18 protein-coding genes and 3 pseudogenes are annotated in these 19,812 nt (G+C 70.4%); 13 read left to right on the top strand and 8 right to left on the bottom strand.

The window, feature by feature from the left end; genetic code table 11:
- Positions 1-16 precede the first annotated feature (16 nt).
- The 3 genes and pseudogenes from IE275_RS28120 to IE275_RS28110 all read left to right on the top strand — a co-directional run bounded on the left by IE275_RS28120 (position 17) and on the right by IE275_RS28110 (position 2,726).
- A pseudogene (locus IE275_RS28120) lies at positions 17-594 on the top strand (IS607 family transposase).
- A complete protein-coding gene (gene tnpB / locus IE275_RS28115) occupies positions 591-2,048 on the top strand; it encodes an IS607 family element RNA-guided endonuclease TnpB (protein ID WP_189714221.1) in 1,458 nt (485 codons plus the stop codon). The pseudogene IE275_RS28120 and the gene tnpB overlap by 4 nt, the downstream one beginning before the upstream one ends.
- 120 nt (positions 2,049-2,168) lie before the next feature.
- Complete coding sequence (locus tag IE275_RS28110) at positions 2,169-2,726, top strand: NADP-dependent oxidoreductase (RefSeq protein ID WP_308435703.1); 558 nt, start codon at positions 2,169-2,171, stop codon at positions 2,724-2,726.
- Between the two features lie 203 nt (positions 2,727-2,929).
- Here the strand turns inward: IE275_RS28110 and IE275_RS28105 are convergent, their stop codons facing one another.
- From IE275_RS28105 to IE275_RS28100, 3 genes and pseudogenes are all read right to left on the bottom strand, one after another.
- Complete coding sequence (locus IE275_RS28105; protein ID WP_189714220.1) at positions 2,930-3,295, bottom strand: hypothetical protein; 366 nt, start codon at positions 3,293-3,295, stop codon at positions 2,930-2,932.
- Between the two features lie 465 nt (positions 3,296-3,760).
- Positions 3,761-3,865 (bottom strand): annotated as a pseudogene (locus IE275_RS47115) (Mobile element protein); the annotation flags it as partial.
- Positions 3,852-4,268 carry a winged helix-turn-helix transcriptional regulator gene (locus IE275_RS28100; RefSeq protein WP_189714219.1) on the bottom strand — a complete coding sequence of 139 codons (417 nt, stop codon included), beginning with the start codon at positions 4,266-4,268 and terminating at the stop codon, positions 3,852-3,854. The pseudogene IE275_RS47115 and the gene IE275_RS28100, both read right to left, overlap by 14 nt.
- Positions 4,269-4,345: 77 nt before the next feature.
- Here IE275_RS28100 and IE275_RS28095 point away from each other — a divergent pair, with 77 nt between their 5' ends.
- The 4 genes from IE275_RS28095 to IE275_RS28080 all read left to right on the top strand — a co-directional run bounded on the left by IE275_RS28095 (position 4,346) and on the right by IE275_RS28080 (position 8,641).
- The gene (locus IE275_RS28095; protein WP_189714218.1) at positions 4,346-4,756 is read left to right on the top strand and encodes a RidA family protein; all 411 of its coding nucleotides are present in this window, start codon (positions 4,346-4,348) and stop codon (positions 4,754-4,756) included.
- Positions 4,757-5,247: 491 nt separating this feature from the next.
- Positions 5,248-5,712, top strand: a complete 465-nt coding sequence (locus IE275_RS28090) for an SRPBCC family protein (protein WP_189714217.1) — start codon at positions 5,248-5,250, stop codon at positions 5,710-5,712.
- Positions 5,705-7,297: a phytoene desaturase family protein gene (locus IE275_RS28085; protein ID WP_189714216.1), complete on the top strand. Its 1,593-nt coding sequence runs from the start codon at positions 5,705-5,707 to the stop codon at positions 7,295-7,297. Before IE275_RS28090 ends, IE275_RS28085 begins: the two co-directional genes overlap by 8 nt.
- A gap of 492 nt (positions 7,298-7,789) precedes the next feature.
- Complete coding sequence (locus IE275_RS28080; RefSeq protein WP_189714215.1) at positions 7,790-8,641, top strand: NAD(P)H-binding protein; 852 nt, start codon at positions 7,790-7,792, stop codon at positions 8,639-8,641.
- Positions 8,642-8,871: 230 nt separating this feature from the next.
- Here IE275_RS28080 and IE275_RS47275 read toward each other — a convergent pair.
- A pseudogene (locus IE275_RS47275) lies at positions 8,872-8,970 on the bottom strand (IS5/IS1182 family transposase); the annotation flags it as partial.
- A gap of 182 nt (positions 8,971-9,152) precedes the next feature.
- On the opposite strand from IE275_RS47275, the gene IE275_RS28075 reads away from it, so the two are divergent.
- From IE275_RS28075 to IE275_RS28065, 3 genes are all read left to right on the top strand, one after another.
- Positions 9,153-9,692, top strand: a complete 540-nt coding sequence (locus IE275_RS28075) for an ArsR/SmtB family transcription factor (RefSeq protein ID WP_189714214.1) — start codon at positions 9,153-9,155, stop codon at positions 9,690-9,692.
- On the top strand, positions 9,689-10,975 hold the full coding sequence (locus IE275_RS28070) for an MFS transporter (RefSeq protein ID WP_189714213.1): 1,287 nt from the start codon (positions 9,689-9,691) through the stop codon (positions 10,973-10,975). Before IE275_RS28075 ends, IE275_RS28070 begins: the two co-directional genes overlap by 4 nt.
- 242 nt (positions 10,976-11,217) lie before the next feature.
- A complete protein-coding gene (locus tag IE275_RS28065) occupies positions 11,218-11,670 on the top strand; it encodes a hypothetical protein (RefSeq protein WP_189714212.1) in 453 nt (150 codons plus the stop codon).
- Positions 11,671-11,987: 317 nt separating this feature from the next.
- Here IE275_RS28065 and IE275_RS28060 read toward each other — a convergent pair whose 3' ends face one another.
- Entirely contained in the window at positions 11,988-12,818 is an 831-nt protein-coding gene (locus IE275_RS28060) for a class I SAM-dependent methyltransferase (protein WP_189714211.1), read from the bottom strand.
- A 72-nt stretch (positions 12,819-12,890) separates the two neighbouring features.
- On the opposite strand from IE275_RS28060, the gene IE275_RS28055 reads away from it, so the two are divergent.
- Entirely contained in the window at positions 12,891-13,520 is a 630-nt protein-coding gene (locus tag IE275_RS28055) for a TetR/AcrR family transcriptional regulator (RefSeq protein ID WP_189714253.1), read from the top strand.
- Between the two features lie 278 nt (positions 13,521-13,798).
- Here IE275_RS28055 and IE275_RS28050 read toward each other — a convergent pair whose 3' ends face one another.
- Positions 13,799-16,612 carry a tetratricopeptide repeat protein gene (locus IE275_RS28050; protein WP_189714210.1) on the bottom strand — a complete coding sequence of 938 codons (2,814 nt, stop codon included), beginning with the start codon at positions 16,610-16,612 and terminating at the stop codon, positions 13,799-13,801.
- A 56-nt stretch (positions 16,613-16,668) separates the two neighbouring features.
- The gene (locus IE275_RS28045; RefSeq protein WP_189714209.1) at positions 16,669-17,121 is read right to left on the bottom strand and encodes a chromosome partitioning protein; all 453 of its coding nucleotides are present in this window, start codon (positions 17,119-17,121) and stop codon (positions 16,669-16,671) included.
- A gap of 194 nt (positions 17,122-17,315) precedes the next feature.
- Here IE275_RS28045 and IE275_RS28040 point away from each other — a divergent pair, with 194 nt between their 5' ends.
- Positions 17,316-17,960: a cupin domain-containing protein gene (locus tag IE275_RS28040; protein WP_229870644.1), complete on the top strand. Its 645-nt coding sequence runs from the start codon at positions 17,316-17,318 to the stop codon at positions 17,958-17,960.
- Between the two features lie 235 nt (positions 17,961-18,195).
- Here the strand turns inward: IE275_RS28040 and IE275_RS28035 are convergent, their stop codons facing one another.
- Complete coding sequence (locus IE275_RS28035) at positions 18,196-18,804, bottom strand: cyclase (protein WP_229870643.1); 609 nt, start codon at positions 18,802-18,804, stop codon at positions 18,196-18,198.
- Between the two features lie 352 nt (positions 18,805-19,156).
- On the opposite strand from IE275_RS28035, the gene IE275_RS28030 reads away from it, so the two are divergent.
- A complete protein-coding gene (locus IE275_RS28030; protein ID WP_189714206.1) occupies positions 19,157-19,630 on the top strand; it encodes a GNAT family N-acetyltransferase in 474 nt (157 codons plus the stop codon).
- The last annotated feature ends 182 nt before the right edge of the window (positions 19,631-19,812 follow it).

The raw sequence follows: 19,812 nt of genomic DNA, 5'->3' as shown, positions 1-19,812 counted from the left end.
CACATATCTTGGTTCTGTGAGGCTTTCGGAGTGGGCGCATCAGCAGGGCGTGAGCTACCAGACCGCCTGGCGGTGGGTGAAGGACGGGAAGATGCCCGTCCCTGTTTGCCAGGCGCCGTCCGGGACGTGGCTGGTCGACGAGGTCGCCGTCCAGCCGTCCAGACGTGTGGTGGCGTACTGCCGCGTGTCGTCCGCCGACCAGAAGACCGACCTTGAGCGGCAGGTGGCCCGGGTGGTGGCCGGTGCGAACGGGCTGGGCCTGGCTGTTGCCGAGGTTGTCACCGAGGTCGGCTCGGGGCTGGGCAGCGCCGCAAGCTGCATCGGCTGCTGTGCGACCCGCAGGCGGCTGTGACCGTGGTCGAGCACCGGGACCGGCTGGCGCGGTTCGGTGTCGAGCACCTGGAGGCCGTCCTGTCGGCGTCCAGGCGGCGCCTGGTCGTCCTCGACCCCGCCGAGACTGCCGACGACCTGGTGCGGGACATCACCGAGGTGCTGACGTCGATGTGTGCGCGCTTGTACGGGCGGCGGGCGGCGAAGAACCGGGCCGCCCGTGCGGTGGCCGTGGCGACCGGCAAAGACGAGGCCGGCAGGTGAAGAAGTTCCACCCGCAGCCCGGGTTCGTGGTGCAGGCGTACCGCTTCGCGCTGGACCCGAATGCCTCCCAGGAGGCCGCGCTGCGCTCGCACTGCGGTGCCGCCAGGGCCGCGTACAACTGGGCTGTCGGGTGGGTGACCGCCTCGTGGTGGCAGCGCAAGGCCGAGGAGTCCTACGGTGTCCCGCAGGACGCACTGACGCAGTGGCGGCCGTGGTCGCTGCCGTCGCTGCGGAAGGCGTTCAACGCCGCCAAGCACACCGACCCCCGGTTCGCCGCCTGGTGGGAGGAGAACTCCAAGGAGGCGTACTCCACCGGCCTGGCGAACGCGGCGGCCGCCTTCGACAACTACGCCAGGTCGAAGAACGGCAAGCGGCGCGGCAAGCGGATGGGTGCGCCGCGGTTCAAGTCGAAGCGGAAGGCACGCCTTGCCTGCCGGTTCACCACCGGCACGATCCGCGTCGACACCGACGGCCGGCACGTCACGCTGCCCCGCCTGGGCACGCTGCGCACCCACGAGCCCACTGGCAAGCTCCTGGCCCGCGTGCAGGCCGGGACCGCCCGGATCCTGTCTGCGACCGTGCGGCACGAACGCGGCCGCTGGTTCGTCGCCTTCCAGGCCGAGGTGAAGCAGGACATCCGGCGCGTGGCACGCCCCGGCGTGGCGGTCGGGATCGACCTCGGGATCAAGGCCCTCGCGGTCCTGGCCGACAGCACCGGCGAGATCCGCACCGTCGACAACCCCCGGCACTACGAACGGGCACGCAAGCAGCTGCGCCGCGCGTCCCGCGTCGTGTCCCGCCGCCGGGGCCCCGACCGGCGGACCGGACAGAAGCCGTCCCGCCGGTGGGAGAAGGCCAACGCCCAGCGGAACAAGGTGCACCACCGGGTGGCGAACCTCCGCGAGGACGCACTGCACAAACTCACCACCGCCGTGGCCGCCGAGTACGGCACGATCGTGGTCGAAGACCTCAACGTCGCCGGGATGCTCCGCAACCGGCGCCTCGCCCGCCGCATCGCCGACGCCGGATTCGGGGAGATCCGCCGCCGGCTCGCCTACAAGGCCCAGCGCAACGCCACCCGCCTCGTGGCCGCCGACCGCTGGTTCCCCTCCTCCAAGACCTGTTCCGGGTGCGGCGTGGTGAAAGCCAAGCTGCCGCTGCACGTCCGGACCTACGCATGCGACGCCTGCCACCTGGTCATCGACCGGGACGACAATGCCGCACTCAACCTCGCCGCGCTCGCGGCAGCCGCAGTACCTGGTACCGGAGTGGCCGCAGACCAGGACGCCGCCCCGGCGGTGTCGAAGCCTCGTGGAGCCGACCGCAAGACCCGCACCACCCGCCCCCGCCGCAAGGCGGAGGCGGGGCGGGCAGGTGGCGCAACCCTGCCGCACCAGCGGCAGACAGAAACGAGAGACCGTCCTCAAGCCGAGCCCCTGACGCTCTGGCGATGAGACGGACCTTCCGGGCCGAAATGCCCGGAATGCTGAGACCTGACTACGGTCTCAGCAACGGCATTCAAAGCGATCCTGCCGTACAAGTTCCCGCTCATCCTGGGCAACGACCTCGCCGGGGTGGTGGAAGAGGTCGGCCGCGTCGGCAGCATCGCCGTCCAGCTGGCCAAGCATCTCGGCGCGCACGTCGCCACGACCGTGAGCACCGCGAAGGTCGACCTCGTCCGGGAGTTGGGCGCGGACGAGATCGTCGACTACCGCACCCAGGACTTCGAGACGGTCCTGCACGACTACGACGTCGTCCTGGACACCCTTGGCGGCGCATCACTGGCCAAGTCCCTGCGCGTGGTCAGGCCCGGCGGAAGAGTCATCAGCATCGCGGGCCCGCCCACCCCGGATTTCGCCCGCGAACTCGGTGCCCACGCGCTCGTGCGCATGGCGATGGGCGCGCTCAGTCTCAGGACTCGCCGCCGGGCCAAGTCCCGCGGTGTCCGTTACGAGTTCCTGTTCATGAAGGCCGACGGCGACCAGCTGCGGGAACTCACCACGCTCATCGACGCCGGAAAGCTCTGCCCGGTCATCGACCACGTCTTCCCGTTCGGCGAGACGCGCGAGGCGCTGGACTACGTCGCCAAGGGCCGCGCGAAGGCCGGGAAAGTCGTCATCTCGATGGTCTGACCGGGATCGGTGGCCGAGGGCACGTGCCGCTGATCTTGTTGCACCGCCGACGGCATCGGGCCAGTGCGGGAGGGCGTGCGCGATGCCGTAGTCGTGGGCGGAGCGGTCGGGACGCTCGACGAGCCCTCGTAAGCGCAGCACTCACGAGGGCTTCCACCATGCGCGGTCAGCCGCTGACTCGAGTGCCCGCACCCGCGGTCGAGCTACTCGCCATTGGCCTCCTCCGTGGGGAAGCCAGACACCGACGCCAGGAACCGCGCTGACGTGAAGTAGGGATTGTTCGCGCCGCCGAGCACCTCGACGAGGATCGCTTCCCCGTCGCACTCCATGACCCGGTACTGGTCACCTGCCCGGAGCGCGAGGCCCTTGCCGTCCTCTCCGTGGGACACGACGTCGAAGACCTGGCCCTTCGCCGAGCACGGGGCGTTCCGCTTCCTGGCCGCAGCCTTGGCCTTCCTGAATACGTCCTTCCCGCCGGCTTCAACACCCCGGCCGATGACCCACCCGCTCACGGCAGTGACAACGGCCAGCGCCACGGGGCCGCCCACCTTCTTGGCCAGCATCGTCATCGTCTGGTATCCCCCCCAGATTGCCCACCCATGCCTCCTCGTCGGCCGCGCCTCGGGGTCAATCCTATGGAGGGTGGCCATCGGCAGGCGGGCCAGGCTCCGACTGCTGCGCAACCGGGAGGACCTCACCGAGAAGCAGTCACGAAGAGGCGGAACGCGCTGATGGACGCCAGCCAGATCGGCATGACGCTGCTGACCGCGTGGATCGCGAAGGAGCGGCTGCGGGACCGGCTCGCCCCTCGCCCGCACCGGAGCCGACCGCGAACGCGTCGGCCACCTGCACCGGAAGTCCCTCACCTGGGGCGCGGACTCCGAGGCCCCCGAGGTCCTCCAGCTCGCGGTGGCGGCACCCGCACGCACAGGAACCATGACGACTTCAGAGGTCGTGGCGGCGTCTGGCCTTTTGGTCAACTCGGGGAATGCAACCGGGCCTTCGGACGGAGGCGGAGCCGTCGAGCGCACCGGGTTGAGCGGCCCGAACTCGTCCATGAAGAAGAGGATTTCGGGCTCGCCGTTCTCCGGTATGACCTCGCCGACGGCGATCGCGTAGAGATGCTCAACGCGGGCCTTCGTCCACCGCCTGTTGAAGGATCTGGTCGGCGCGGGCCTCGTCTTCTTCCCGCGTGTCGAATGCTTCGCGTGCGCGTTCGATGGCGGGCATGTTCTGTGCGGCCCACACCAGCAGCACGTCGACGGGGTGCCGCAGAGTCTTGCCGAGGGGGGTGATCCGATATCGGACCGCCACGGGGCGGGTGGAGGCGACCTCGCGCTCGATCACGCCGTTGCGTTCGAGGCGTCGCAGCGTCGTTGTCAGCGACTTCTGCGTGACCTGGGGAATGGCCCGGCGTAGCTCGTTGAAGCGGCACGGACGCTCGCAGAGCTCGTTGAGGACGCTGAGCGACCACTTGTCGAGGACCTGGTCGAGCAGTTCTCGGTGGGGGGCCGCGATGCGGAGTTCGTCGTCGGTATCCATGGCGAAACCTGGTATCGTTGAAGTGTCCTTCTTCCACTAGGTAGCTTACGGATACCTACTTCGGAGGAGAGAAAAACATGACTGTTCAGCACTTCACTCCGGAAGGCATGCTGCAGCCGGTCCCGTACCATCACGTCGCCGTGGGCACCGGGACGACGCACGTCCACGTCAGCGGCCAGGTCGCGCGCCAGGCCGACGGGACCCCGGTAGCGCCCGGTGATCTGGCCGGCCAGGTCGCCCAGGCGCTGCGCAACACCGCCGTCGGGCTGGAGGGCGCGGGGGCGTCGTTCGCGGACGTGCTGCGCCTGACCTTCTACGTGACCCGGTGGAACCCGGAGAAGATCGGCGACTTGATGGCCGGCGTAGAGGCCGTAGCCGAGGAGATCGGCCTCCGGCTTCCCATGCCTCCGGCCTCCCTCATCGGCGTCGAGTACCTCTTCGAACCGGATGTCCTCGTCGAGGTCGAGGCGACCGCGCTCCTGGACTGATCCCTTCGAGAGGGGCTCTCCGGCCGCCCCGGCACAACCGCGTGAAGAGGGCTTCGGCGGCCGCCCGCCGAAGGGGCCTTGGGGTCAGGTCCTCTTGGAGAAGGTACTAGGCACCGCTCCCCGGCCGTCTCCCGGCCGCAGGCGATGTGGCTTCGGCCGATGGCGTACGCCGGGTTCCTCGGCAGGATCGGCGACGACGGCGCCTTCGGTCAGCCGCCGCCCATGGCGTCGTCGAGCGGGCCGTTCTGCGGCTGCCGCGGTCCGGCGCCGGGTGACACCGGGCGGCGGTCCGCCGCACGAGCGATAGTGGAAGCCTGGGCACCGGCAGCAGCGTACGGATCGCCGTGGTGGAGGTGCCGGCGGACCGACCGGGGCCCCTGGCGTCCCAGCCGGTGTGCCCGGTCCGGTGCTCGAGAGGTGCGGCCGGGAGCGAGATGGCGCACAGTGCGTCCGCGCCCTCAGTCACCGACCGACTCGGAGGAGGACTCCTCATGGCCGTCCGTCATCAGCTGATCCGGCGCCCCCCGTCCGCGGTGTGGGCCGTACTCGCGGATCCGACGCGGTACGGCGAGTGGGTGGTGGGGCCGTCGCAGTCCGAACCCCTCGACGGGACCTGGCCCGAGGTCGGATCACAGATCCGGTACACCGTACGGCTGGGCCCCTGGGCCGCCGACGGGACCACGACCGTTCGCCACCAGGAGGTGGGCCGGGAGCTGGAGTTGGAGGCCGCGTTCAACCCTCTCGGCACCGCCAGGATCTTTCTCCAGCTGCGCCCGTGGGGCGAGGAGACGCTCGTGGTCTGCGACGAGCACCCCCTGCGCGGCCTTGGCGGAACTCTGCACAACCCTTTCAGCGAGGCAGCGCTCCAGCTCAGGCACCGGGGCATGCTGGCCCGCCTGGCCAGGGTCGTCGCGCAGAGCCCCGCGCCGTACCGCACCGGGACCAGCCATGCCTGACGCGGTGGTGATCGGAGCCGGCCCCAACGGGCTCGTCGCAGCGAACCTGCTGGTCGACGCGGGATGGAGCGTGGAAGTACTGGAAGCCCAGGACGAGCCCGGAGGCGCCGTGCGCAGCGACCACGGCGTCCACCCGGACTACATCTCTGACCTTTTCAGCGCCTTCTACCCCCTCGCGGCCGCCTCCCCCGTCCTCGCCCGCCTCGACCTCGCCTCGGAGGGCCTGCGCTGGAGCCACGCCCCACGGGTACTGGCCCACCCCCTGTTGGACGGCCGGTGCGCCGTCCTCGAACGCCGGGTGCGGGACACCTCCGCGGGACTGGCAGAATTCGCGGCCTCCGACGCCGATGCCTGGCACCGTATGTACGAAACCTGGAGCGGCATCGGGCCGGATCTGGTGCGGGCCCTGTTCACCCCCTTCCCGCCAGTGCGGGCCGGGCTCAGCCTGGCCCGCAAGCTCCGCGCTGCCGGCGGGCTCAGGCTCGCCCGGAAGCTGGCCCTGCCCGTGCGGCGCCTGGGTGAGGAAGAGTTCGCCGGAGAGGGCGGCCGGCTTCTGCTTGCAGGCAACGCCCTGCACGCCGACCTCGCTCCGGAGGCCGCGGGCAGTGGCGGTTTCGGCTGGCTGATGTCGATGCTCGGCCAGAGCCACGGGTTCCCCGTGCCCGTCGGCGGCTCCGGCGCGCTCACCGCAGCGCTCGTGAACCGCCTACACCACCGCGGGGGCGTCCTGCGCTGCGGTGAACGTGTCACATCCGTCGTCGTGCGCGGCGGCGTCGCAGTCGGCGTCAGGACTACCGGCGGGGAACCAGTCGACGCCGAGCGCGCCGTACTGGCCGACACCTCAGCCCCGGCCCTCTACCGTGACCTCGTCGGCGAGGAACACCTGCCCTCCCGTCTCGTTCGGGACCTGGAGCGCTTCCAGTGGGACTTCGCGACCTTCAAGGTCGACTGGGCGCTGAGGGGCCCGGTCCCGTGGACCGCACAAGGAGCGGTCGGGGCAGGCACGGTCCATCTGGCCGACGGCGTCGACGGCCTGACACGGTTCACCGCTCAGATCGCCACTGGCCGTGTTCCCGACGAACCCTTCTGCCTCTTCGGCCAGATGACCACGGCGGACCCCAGCCGCTCGCCCGCAGGCACGGAGTCCGCATGGGCCTACACACACCTCCCGCAACGCATCACCGACGACGCCGGGGGACCCGACCACATCACCGGCCGCTGGGACTCCCGGGAGCAGGAGGCCATGGCCGCGCGCCTGGAAGCGCAGGTGGAACGCTTCGCACCCGGTTTCCGCACACTGATCGCAGCCCGCCGCATCCTGGCTCCCCCGTCCCTCCAGGCCATGGACGAGAACCTCCACAACGGCGCCATCAACAACGGCACCACCGCCCTGCATCAACAGGCGATCTTCCGCCCCACCCCGGGCACCGGCCGGCCGGAGACCCCCGTCAAAAGGCTCTACCTGGCCTCCGCCGCCGCCCACCCCGGGGGCGGCGTCCATGGCGCGCCGGGTGCGAACGCTGCCCGGGCCGCCCTGCGCGCCCACGGCCTCCACACCCTTCTCCACCGCGCCCAGCGCATGTGAACGTCATACGGGCCACGTGACACCACGCACGAGTGACGTCAGACTGGCGCACACGCGCCTGCCGCCGTGTCGACAACACGGCCTCCTGGGAGTCGATGACGGCCATGAACGGCGTCACCGGTTCCGCGCGGTATGTGCCCTGAGCAGCTACGTCATGGAGAACGGCGACGAAGCGACCTGGCCCCTCCCGGCGACAGGCAACGCCACGGAGATCGAGGCCGTACTGCGCCGCCACCTGGCCGCGGCCGGAGCCGAGTGACCAGCGAGACCCGCCGATCATGCCGCTTCGCGTCTCTCGAGCGCTCGCGCCGTCGGCGTACTCCTCGTGCGACTGACGGTCTCGCTGAAGCTGGGCCGGTCTCGGTCCATCCCAGCCCTGTAACGTGTGTCTCAGTCAACCTCGGCCATCTGCTGTTCCGTCTCGTTCGTTCTGAGCCGCTGCCGCGCTTGACTGCGTACGGTCGTACGACTGGTGACAAGGCGATGGGGGCAATGATGCGCATCGCGGTGACGGGGGCGGCGGGCAGCCTGGGCGGGCGGGTGGTGCAGTTGCTCGGGGACCGGGCCGACGTGGACGTCGTAGCGATGACCAGGAGAAAGCTGCCTGCCGAGGCGTTTCCGCCGCAGGTGGAGGTCGCCGTGGCCAACTACGCCGATCCGCCCGCTCTGCGTGCGGCGCTGAAGGGCGTGGATACTCTGGTCCTCGTCTCCAGTGACGGGCCCGATGCACAGGTCCTGCTGCACCATCGCAACGTTGTCGCCGCCGCGACAGCTGAGGGCGTCGGCCATGTCGCGGCGCTGAGCAGCGTCGACGCCGACGTGGCGTCCCCGTTCTGCTATGCCGTGGTCAACCGGCTCACCGAGGATCTGCTTCTGTCGTCCGGCGTCCCGTGCTCGTTCGCCAGGGCTTCGCTGTACGTCGAGTTCTTCCAAGCCTGGCTCATCGAAGCGCGCACGACCGGGCTGCTGAGGCTCCCGGCAGCGGATGGCCGGATCTCCCTGGTGGCGCGCGACGACGTGGCCCGTTCACTCGCCGCACTCGCGGTGGGTGAGCCGACGGGCCGTCACCATGACATCACGGGACCCGAGTCGGTGGACCTGGCGGGCATCGCGTCGATCACCACGGAGGCGTGGGGAACGCCTGTCGCCTACGTGGACATCCCAGATGCCGTCTACTGTGCCGAGACGGCGGCGAGCGGCCTGGATCCCTGGTGGCTCTACGCCTTTTCGTCCATGTTCGCCTCGGTGCGCGAGCAACGCTGGGATCGAGTCCGCGACGACTACGCCCAGTTGACCGGCCACTCCCCTGTTGCTCTGCGTGACGCCCTGTCGGCACACGGGTGAGAGCCGGACACCACCGGGCGGGCAACGACGACGCTCAGCGGGGCCGCCTCGAGCACTCGGTCACAGGCCAGTTCCTGACACCCGCGGCTCTGCCTGCCGTACCCGGCGCACGCGGATTCCAGCAGGCGCCACCAGCAGGTCACCGTCGACCGGCGCCTCGGCAGGATGCGCTCTCTCGCCTTCATGTCCGCACGTGAACCGGATGTCGCTCACTCGGCAACAACGGAGAGGCCTCGCCCTCTCGTTTTCGTGACACCGGGCAACTGTTTCATCCGCAGCCCGGTGGACGTCTCCACCCACAACGGATCAGCCCTCAACACCCCACGCATACAAGGGAATGCTCAGATCACGGCCTTGCACAACACGCTTCGGGCCAGGAGTTGTCGATCTTGGCGTGGTGCAGGTCGAGGCGCGCGGGTTCGGAGGCGCGGGTGGCCATCCATCAGCCGATTTCGGAAGCCTGAGCAAAATCCCCTTGCCTAATGGTCAAGAAGTGTTGACCATTAGTCCTATGCCTACCGATGATCTGCCTGAGACGTTCCACGTCACCACTGACGAGCAGCTACGCGCCGTCTCCAGCCTCACGCGTCACCGGATCATGGCCGTGCTCCGCTTCGAGCCCGCGACGATCACGCAGATCGCCGAGCGGGTGGGCCTGGCGAAGGGGAGTTCCAGCTACCACGTACGGCTGTTGGAGCGGGCCGGTCTGGTGAAGGTGGTACGGACGCGGAAGGTCCGGGGGGTCACCGAGCGGTACTACGCGATGGCCGCGCGGGCGATCGTGCTGCCGGATCCGGGTGAGGGAGGGCCGGATGTGCTGATGCGGCACGCGGTGGCGGATCTGGAGGCGTCGCCGGTGGGGGGCGAGCGGCATGTACGGATGGCGCATCTGCGGCTCACCGAGGAGCAGTTCGCGCAGCTGGGGGCACGGCTGCAGGCACTGGCGGACGAGTACCGCGAGCTGTCCGATCCGTCGCTGCCGGACGCGTCACTCGTGTTCGCGCTGTTCCACCCGGCACCGCGCGAGCAGGCCGAGGGGGACGCCAAGTGACCTCGGAAGCCAGGAAGTTGCCGGCCGGGTTCGGACGGTTGTGGACAGCGCAGACGGTGTCCTCGCTCGGCGACGGGGTGACGCATGCCGCGCTGCCGCTGCTCGCGTTGACGTTGACGCGGGATCCGATGGCGCTCGCTGTCGTCACTGCGGCCGGAACGCTGCCATGGCTGCTCTTCGGGGTGCTCGGCGGTGCGCTGGTGGACCGCTGGGACCGCCGGCGCACGATGTGGGTCGCGGACGCGGCGCGTGCGGTGCTGCTCGCGATACCGGCGGCAGCGGCCGCGCTCGACGTGCTGAGCATTGCCCTGCTCGCGGCCGTCGCCTTCCTGCTCGGCCTCGGCGGGCTCTTCTTCGACACGGCCGCCACGGCCTATCTGCCGGATCTGCTCGGCCGCGAGCCGGCACTCCTGGAGCGCGCCAACTCCCGCCTGCGCGGCGCCCAGACCGCCGCGTCCGGCTTCGCGGGACCGCCCGCCGGCAGTGCCCTGCTCACGCTCGGGCGGGCGGTTCCGCTGCTCGCCGACGCGGTGTCGTTCGCACTCTCCGCGCTGCTCGTACGGTCGCTGCCCGCCGTGCCCCAACCCGCGACCGAGGCCCGTGAGTCGCTGCTGCGACAGGCGCGGGCCGGCGCCGCCTACGTCTTCCGGGACCGACTGCTGCTCGGGCTCGCACTGCGGCCGGCGGTCGGAAACATCGCCTTCCTCGCCGTGGAGACCGTACTCGCCCTCTTCGCGCACGAGCGTCTCGGCATCGACACCTACGGCTTCGGCCTGCTCCTGACGGCGGAGGCCACCGGAGGTCTGCTCGGCGCGGGCATCGCCTCCCTCCTCGGCCGACGCCTCGGCACCGGCACCGCGCTGACCTGCACGGCCGCAGTCGAGGGACTCGCCATTCTGGGCCTTGCCGCCGCACCGAACCCGTACGCCGCCGGCCTCGCCCTCGCCGTCTGCGGAGCGGGCATGGGCGCCACGATGGTGCTCGGCCCCTCCCTCCGGCAGGCGATCGTCCCGGCCCACCTGATGGGCCGGGTCGCCTCCACCTCCCGCATGCTCGCCATGTGCGCCGCCCCGTTCGGCGCCTTCCTCGGCGGCTGGCTGGCCACCACCTACGACGTACGCACGCCGCTCTACACCGCCGCCGGCCTCCTCCTCACCATGACCGCCGTCACGGCGACCATGACCAGCAACCGCCGGGTCGACGCGGCTCTACGTGCCACCACCCCGGCCGATGATCAAGATCACCCGGAATCGCGGGATCCTGTTCAGGAGGGTGCCGTTTAGTGCTGGACTCTTTCAGAACGTAGGCACAGCGGCGTCGCGATCGTCGGGCCGGTGGTGACGGTCTGCCCCATGTCCAGGGTCGGGCGCGGGTGTCGGGCTGGGCTGTTGCCGGGTGCGCGGCTTGTTCGATCTCGGGTGGTCCGGCGAAGGACTGACCGGCGAGGTGTAACCGGTCGGGATGGATGTCATCTGGTCGCAACGCTGTCACCGGCACTTGTGCGGCGGGCTGCCATCATGCCGAAGTGGCCTACGACATCATCTTCTTCCTTGCTCCCGACGACGAGACTGCCGCTGCGACGCGCCTGCGCGGACCAGGTCGGGCCTTTGAGTCTGTGACCTGCCGTTTCATCGAGCCCGACAGTGCAATCGCCGAGTGGGACATGTACTTCGAGAGGCCCTCGGCCGAGGTCCCGCCGGTTGAGCAGCTCCTTGGGTGGTCGTGGCCGGAGTGGGTCACCGCCCCGTTGAACGATGGCGTTGAGGTGTTCGCACTACCGCAGCGGTTGACCCTCGCGTTGGCCAACGCCGGCTCCACCGAGCTGAAGGAGCTTGCACATCGCTGGACCACGAGGCTCAGAGCCGCTGACGGGGACGACATGACCGACGACGATCTCCTGGCCGTCCTGCAGGGAGTTGCCCGTCTCGCGGCGTCGGCGGTGAGCACCGGTGGCGGCCTCTACAGCTGGAGCTACTGACCGTCCGATGGAACCCCTTGGAGTGGGGACTTCGCCGTCGGCTCGGAAGGCAACCGGGCGCCATCGTGCGCCAGGCGGGAGGCGTGGCGCAGCGGGCTCCGACGAACGCGCAGCGGCTGCTTCTGGCCATGCCGGATGCGGAGCCGGCCGAGATGCGCGTCGCGGCGACCGCGGTCGGCGCCGTTGCTGCTGATGGCACCGGCCCAGGGTAAGGAGCCGGAAACCCTCCCTGCCCGCAACCTCTTCCCTGCCTTGCCGGGGACGTTGCCGTGCCGGCCATCGTGCTCGCGCCCGGCGACACCCCATGCGTGCGGCGGTCAGGCTGTACGGGAGCGGGTCGAGGTGATCACGACGGATGTGTAGGGCATGACGGCGTGGCCGCCGAGCTCGTCGATCGCCGTACCAGCGCTGTCCAGGACCTCCGCCATTTTGTCTGCGGGGAGCTGGGTGAGGCCGCCGAAGGTGGGAAGTTGGTCCAGCCACTCCTCTCGGGAGTAGGTGCGCTCCCAGGCGAAGCGCCACTGTTCAGGCTCGCTGAAGCTGCCGGTCTGCCGGATCCCGTCGGCGATTCTCGCGAACAGGGGCTGGTATGCGTCCACGGCCGATCCCTTCAGCAGGCCGGGGTTGAACGGGGAATCGGGGGCGACCCGTTGGAGAGCTTCGGCGAGGGCGTCGATCACCTCGGCCGGGAGCTGGGGCACGTGGTGGAAGGGAGCGAGTCGGCCGCCGGGCCGGAGCGCCTGGGCCGCCTTGGCCGCGCCGGCCACGGGGTCCACCCAGTGCCAGGCGGTGCCGGCGATGACCGCATCGAACTGCCGCCCGGCCTGCTGCCAGTCCTCGAACCTGGCGACCTCGACCTCGACACGGCTGCGCCGCGCGAAGGCGGCCATCCTCTCGTCGGGCTCGACACCGAGCACCGTGCATCCGGCCGCCTGGAACTGCCGGGCCTCGATGCCGGTCCCGGCTCCCACGTCGAGGACGTGCCGACCGGGGCTTGCCGCGACGATCCTGTCCACCAGGGCCTTGGGATACGGCGGTCGGGCGCGGTCATAGCGTGCGGGATCCACGCCGAACGACTCGGCCGTCCGCCGGTGGCGGTGGGGCTCAGGGCCGGGCGTGTCAGGCTGTCCCTGCGATAAAATGGGCATGCGCCCACGCTAATGGGCGGACGCCCACTTGTTAAGGCGGGCGGCACGGAAAGGAAGACAATGCCGTCAGGGGTGCACATCCACAACGTGCGCGGCCAGTTGTTCGAAGCCGCCGAGCGCGTCCTGCTTCGGGACGGGCCCGACGCGTTGACCAGCCGGGCGGTCACGGAGGAGGCGAACTGTGCCAAAGGTGTGCTGCACCGGCACTTCACCGACTTCGACGCCTTCCTGGCGGAGCTGGTCCTCGACCGCGTCCGCGGCATCGAGGACCGAACCACGACGCTGCGCGCGGCAGCCGGCACAGGAACCGTGGTGGACAACCTCGCCGACGCACTACAGGACCTGTTCGGAACGGTCACGGTGGCAATCGTCGCGCTCATCACCTTCCGCGACGGCCTCCGCGCCCGGCTGCGCGAGGTCGGTCTGACCGGCATCCCCCTGGCCGTGCAAGGCACCGCCATGGTCGCCGCATACCTCACCGCCGAGCGGGAGTTGGGACGCCTGGCCGGTGACGCGGACATCGACACGCTCGCGCCCGCCCTCGTCGGGGCCGGACACCTGCTGTTCGCCGACCGGGCAAGCGCCCCACCGCAGACCGCCGCAATCCGCAAGATGGTGGCCACCGTCACGGCCGGCGCCTTGCGGCGCTCAACTTCGCTGTCACAGGACACGGGTGACTCGACTGGATCACGACAGGACTAGACTCAAACGTGTGAACGAAACACCGTCAGGGCTGGAGCTTCTGCCGCTCGCGCGCCCTGTGGTCGTGCATCGGACGACTGCCTCGCTCATACAGCTGGACTGGTGGATCGAGGAGCTCCGAGAGCGGCATCGCCGCCTCGGCAAGGAGAACGCGCCGCCGAGGCCGTAGCCTCCCAGGGCGGCGTGAAGCCGGCACTGGTTCGGCTCCCAAGCGGGAAGCCGAACCAGTGTTGCGAGCGGCTGGTCATGCCAATGTCGCATACCCCAGCCGGACCACGTCAGCTGCCAAATTCGCGCCACCGAGCGAGCTCACGTCGGACCTCAAGGGTGGCTCGGTGCTCCGGCCCCAGCACCCGCTCCCGCACCGGCAACAGCTCCGCGAACGCGGCCGCAGCACCGGCCGCATCCCCCGCCCTACCTTGCCAGTAGGCCAGCTCGTGCCGGGTGATGAGGGTGTGAGGGTGTTCCGGTCCCAGCACCCGCTCCCGCACCGGCAACAGCTCCGCCAACGCGGCCGCAGCACCGGCCGCGTCCCCCGCCCTACCTTGCCAGTAGGCCAGCTCGTGCCGGGTGATGAGGGTGTGAGGGTGTTCCAGTCCCAGCACCCGCTCCCGCACCGGCAACAGCTCCGCCAACGCGCCCGCAGCGCCGGCCGCAGCGTCGGCTGCGTCCCCCGCTTCCCCCCGCCAGCAGGCCAGGTTATGCCGGGCGGTGAGGGTGTCAGGGTGCTCCGGCTGCAGCACTCGCTGGTATACAGCCAGCAGCTCTGCAAAGGCGGCCGCGGCACCGGCCGCGTCCCCCGCTTCACCCCGCCACCGCGCCAGGTTGCTTCGGGTGATGAGGGTGTGGGGGTGCTCGGGCCCCAGCACCCGCTCCCGCACCGGCAACAGCTCCGCCATGGCGACCACGGCCCCGGCCGCGTCACCCGCCTCCCCCCGCCAGTAGGCCAGGTTATGCCGGGCGATGAGGTACTCAGGGTGCTCAGGACCCAGCACCCGCTCGTACACAACCGTCAGCTCCGCGAAGGCGACCACGGCGCCACCCACGTCCCCCGCCTTGCCCCGCCAGTAGGCCAGTTCGTGCCGGGCGGTGAGGGCGTCAGGGTGCTCAGGACCCAGCACCCGCTGATACACAACCAGCAGCTCCGCGAAGGCGACCACGGCCCCGGCCGCGTCCCCCGCCTCACCCCGCCACCGCGCCAACTCATGCCGGGTGGCGAGGGTGTCAGGGTGCTCAAACCCCAGCACCCGCTCCCGCACCGGCAACAGCTCCGCCATGGCGACCACGGCCCCGGCCGCATCCCCCGCCTCACCCCGCCACCGCGCCAACTCATGCCGGGTGATGAGGGCGTCAGGGTGCTCAAACCCCAGCACCCGCTCCCGCACCGGCAACAGCTCCGCCATGGCGACCACGGCCCCGGCCGCATCCCCCGCCTCACCCCGCCACCGCGCCAACTCATGCCGGGTGGCGAGGGCGTCAGGGTGCTCAAACCCCAGCACCCGCTCCCGCACCGGCAACAGCTCCGCCAACGCGGCCGCAGCACCAGCCACGGCCCCTGCCGCGTCCCCCGCAGCCCCCCGCCACCGCGCGAGCTCGTGGCGAGCGGCGAGGGAGTGAGGGTGCTCAGGACCCAGGTGCTGGGTAGTGGCGGCACTGAGGCGATGAAAGTAGTCGAGAGCGGCAATGAGCTGGCCGCTCCCGCCAAGGCTGTTGCCTGCCCGGTACACGACCGGGTGGGCGTCAGGCTGGTACAACGCGTCTCTGGCACAGTCGGCCAGGACGGCGGTGTTGGCGCGCAGGGCCTGGGCCAGGTCGGTGTCGCGTTCCACATCGGGCCAGACGGCAGCAAGGGCGTCGGCGGCGGAGCGGGCGAGTCGCTGGTACTGGTCGGGGGTGAAGGTATCCCGGACAGCGCGCTGGATCAGCTGGTGAACGCGGACCGCCTGGTGGGGGGTGCCGGGGGTGTGATCGATCAGGCTGAGCCGCTGCAGCGCCCCCAGGGCGAGGACCACTCGTTCTGGTGTGACCCGCCCGGCATGGGGGCCGGTGGTCGCGGCGTGGTGGGCGGTGAGGTAGGTGAGAGCGGGCGGGCTGGTCAGGACGGCAGTGGGGATGCCATTGGGGTCCAGGAATGCCGCGAGGTTGAGCACGGGCCGGGCCAGGCCGGGCGGGCGCAAGGTGTCGGCGTGGTCGATGGACAGGCTCCAGGCGGCGGCCACGCTGTGGAGCTGGTCATCGGGCAGATGGTCGGGGGCGGCTTCGCCCAGCGAGTGGGTGCGGTCGGCGAGCAGGGCCCGGTAGTCCTGGCAGCCGGCGCCGGTGTCGATGAGATAGGCGACGGCCTGGGACAGTGCCAGCGGCAGGTGTCCGAGGTCGTCGGCGAGGGCGCCACGTTCCTCGTCGGGTTCGGTGCGGCCGTGCCCGGACAGGGCATCGGCAAGGTAGGTCAGGGCCTGGTCTTTGGTGAACAAGCCAACCTCGATCAGACGCCGACCGCCTGCGATCAGGGCGGCGTCCTTGCGGCGGGTGGTAGCCACGGTACGGCCGCACGGGCTGGCGGGCGGCCACCATCCGCGAAGGTCGCCCGGGTCGGCAACGTCATCCAGCACCACCAGCCACCGGCACCGCTGCTCTTGCGGCTTGGGCTCCAGCCACGCCAGGAACCCGCGTGCCGCCACCTCAGGATCCGCCAGATCCGCGCCCAGCAGTTCAACAGCGGCCTGAGCGTAGCCGCTCACGACAGCCGTGCGGCTGCCTGCGGTGACCCACACCAGCACGTCCAGTTCGCCGGCCTGCCAGGCGTTACGGGCGTACTGGGCGGCGAGCTGGGTCTTGCCGACTCCGCCCATCCCAGCCAGCACCCCGCCGGCCGGCGTCCGCTGCGCGGACTCGACGACTGCGGTCCCGCCGCCGGCCAACATGTGGGCCAGCCGACTGGTCTCGGTGCGGTCCTGGAACCATTCCGCGCGCGGCGGGATCGCCCCGACCTGGTGTGGCCAGCCGACGGGCTGGCGCGGCGCGGCATGGATGTGCCGGTGGTACTGATCGATGCTCCCGGCAGCGAAGCCGCCTTGTGCGGCGGTGACGGTCATGCCGGGCGCGGGGTGCAGGCCAGGCTGTGGACTGGTGGCAGTGGTGCCAGGTGCGGTCAGCCCTTCTCCGCTCCCGGCTGCTGAGGGTTTGCCGGGATCCCGACGGTGACCGGTCCGTCGATCCGTACCGCCGCCACCGAGCCGCCAGCGGCGTGGATCTCCGCGTCCCCGCCGATGGCGATACCGTCACCACCTGCCGATGCCCCACCCGCCGCCCGAGCGGCGGCCTGCACGGCTTCCACCGCAACCATCAGCGCCTTCGCGAACTCCTCGTCCTTCTTGGCCGCATTGTTGATGGTCAGCGCCAGCCACTGCCGGGTGTCGACGGCCAGCTCGTCCTGGCCGTCGCGGGCCTCCTCGGCCGCCTGCTGCAGCGCCGGATCATCCGCACCGAGCCTGTCGCTGACCAGCGTGTGGAGGCGGTCGATCCCCGTGTCCAACGCCTGGTCGACCTGGCGGTCCGCCGCAGTCCCGAGCTTGCGCACAGCCCACGCGAACAGGTACCCCACTGCGATCTCTACGCCCGGAAACACCGCGCCCCCTCAAACCGATCGAACGACAGACCTCTGACCGTACCGAGCGCCGGACGTTTTCCGTCGACATCTACAGATGATGACAAAACCGTTACCTCTGTCCGGAATTGGCCGGTGCGAGTAGTCGAGGGAGACCCACGTCAGGGCTACCACAGAGACGAAGTGAAGGCTTGTGGGTTCGACTCCCCCGTTGGGGCGTCGAACCCACAAGCCCGCTGCGAGGCCCCGCCCCGGCTTCAGCGCAGTGCAATCCACCAGATCTGCTGGAGGACACCTTCGGGTCCGGCGCCGCCACCGGCGCCCACCACCACGGCGACCAGGAGACCGTCCTGTACGTCATCAGCGGCACCGCCCGCTACCGCTGGAGCGACAAGCTGGAGAACGTCGCGGAGGCCGGCCCCGGCAAGTTCGTATTCATCCCCGCACAGGTCGTCCACCAGGAGATCAATGCCTCCTCGGAGTCCGAGGCGGCCCGGGCCGTCGTGCGCTCCGGCGTCGACCCGTCGTCGTCGACCTGCCCACTCGACGAGTACGCCGAACCCGCGGTACTGCTGGGCGTGCCCGGCCGCGTTCGGCGGCAGCGTGGGGCCGCGAGCAGCCGCCGGGTGATCGCCACCGCCTCCCGCGCGGACGGCACCACGCTTTGGCCTGTCCCGCTGCCGCCTGGCGCGGCGCCGTCGTCCCTCTCCCCCGCGCGGCTCGGCTCCATCACCGGGGAGAGCCGCCGACCGGATACCGGCCGGAATGCCGACGGCGGCTCATCGTGCTGGGCTGCGGGGTGGAAGGTGCCTGGTCGAAGTGATGGGGCATCTTGACCGTGTCCGGTGTCTGGCCGTAGAAGATGATGTCGTTGCTGGTGCACCACAGGTCGCCGGTGCCGGGCGCCCAGTTCCAGGTCAGGCCGGTGCCCCACCCGCAGACCGACAGCACGAGCTTGCGGCCGGTGGCGGCGCCGGCGGCCTCGTGGGCGGCGCCGTGGCTCGTTCCACGGCATGTCAGGGCTGACGCCGGGCCCGTGGTGTCACCTTCGTGCCCTGCCGAACCGCCGGGTCAGCTGATGGTCGTGGAGGTCAGCACCGGGTTCGGGGAGGGGAAGCAGGATGTCGGCACGCTGACGGTGGTGAAGAGGATCGGGACGCTGGCGGTGAACGTCAGGCCGGGACTGCTGTAGCTGGTGCCCGAAAGCCGTGTCTCGATGACACCGCCGGAGGCTGCGGCCGTCAGGTTCAGGGTCAGCGTCGGCAGGGTGAACGATTGCCCGCCGTTTATCGGGCCGGGCACCGTCATGACTATCTCCCCGCCGCTGACCGTGACGGTGGGGGTCCCCGAGCCCGTACCGGAACCGCCGGAGAGGCTGGTGCCGGTCAGCGTCGCGTTGGCGGGGACCGGGGCCCTGAGGGTGATGTTCTTGATCGATTTGATCGTGTAGCCGCTCACCGATCCGGGCACGGTCATCGGCTGGGTGGCGAGCGTCGCCGTGAAGGAGCTGCCGGCTGTGACGGTGTCCGGTGCGGTGCCGTCGACACCGGCGGCAAGGGTGAGCGTCTGGGCGCTGCCGATAGGCGGTTTGGCCTGGCAGTCCAGATTGAGGGGGGTGTCGGCCGCCGACGCGGGGCCCACGATCAGACAGGTGAGCGCCAGAGCCGCAGCTGCGGCCATCGGCAGACGTAAGCGGGCTGATCCCGGATTCATGACCGTCCTCCTGGAGGGTGGGGGAACGACGCGAGCGGCGCGCTGGACGCTCCGCGTACCGCGTCTTCAACGGAGACAGAAATGTCGCGAGCATGACAGCACTTGCGGTGAAGGAAGTACAGAAGCGCGCACGCATAGTCGCGCAGGACCGAGTTGGCAGAGCCGGAACGAGCCACGCGACCGAAGCAAGACCACGGCGGAACTGCGACGCCGGGGAGCGCCGCCGCCCGCCGGGAGGGCCCGATGCCCCGCAGGGCGCAAGGGCGTCCGGCCGGAAGGCCGCGAAATCGACGCCCCTCAGCCGGACAAGGCGCCTGCCATGATCCGTGTCATGCACACACAGATCACATCGGCCGGAACGACCGACCTCCACCAGGTTCTCGCTGATCACCACCGGTACTGGGGAGACCGCGACCTTCGATCCCTGCATCTCTTGGCACTGGTACAGGAGTTCGGTGAAACCTGTCTGATCGCCCGAGCCGAGGACGGAATCCACGGGTACATCATCGGGTTCGTCACCCCGACCGGCACCGGGTACGTACACCTGATCGCCACTCGGGACGACACCCGCGGCACCGGCCTCGGGCGCCGTCTGTATACGGCGTTCGCCGACGCCGCACATCGCCACGGCGCGCTGCGTCTGAAGGCGATCACATCACTCGGAAACACCGGCTCGATCGCCTTCCATCGCCGCCTCGGTTTCGACGCGAAGACCGTCGACGACTACAACGGCCCCGGCCAAGCCATGGTCGTCTTCCAACGAGCTCTGCCGTTCGACGCCATGCAGCCCTGAACCACGAGTTCCGCCGGTGCCCTCAGCGGCAATCGCTCCCCAACCGCTGCGTCCGCGGACTCCGCGCCGCCCGCCGGGCCCGGGCGTGCTGCGCCACACGTCCAGCCACCGTGCCCGGGCGGTCCGCCCGCCGCAGCCCTGGGCCCGCAGACCCGCGCTCCGTACGGCCCGACCCACACCCC

Source organism: Streptomyces phaeofaciens (genome assembly GCF_014648915.1).
In the GTDB taxonomy this organism is placed as follows: domain Bacteria; phylum Actinomycetota; class Actinomycetes; order Streptomycetales; family Streptomycetaceae; genus Streptomyces; species Streptomyces phaeofaciens.
The sequence above is the reverse complement of the archived record's forward strand: the minus strand, read 5'-3'. Positions and strand labels throughout refer to the sequence as shown.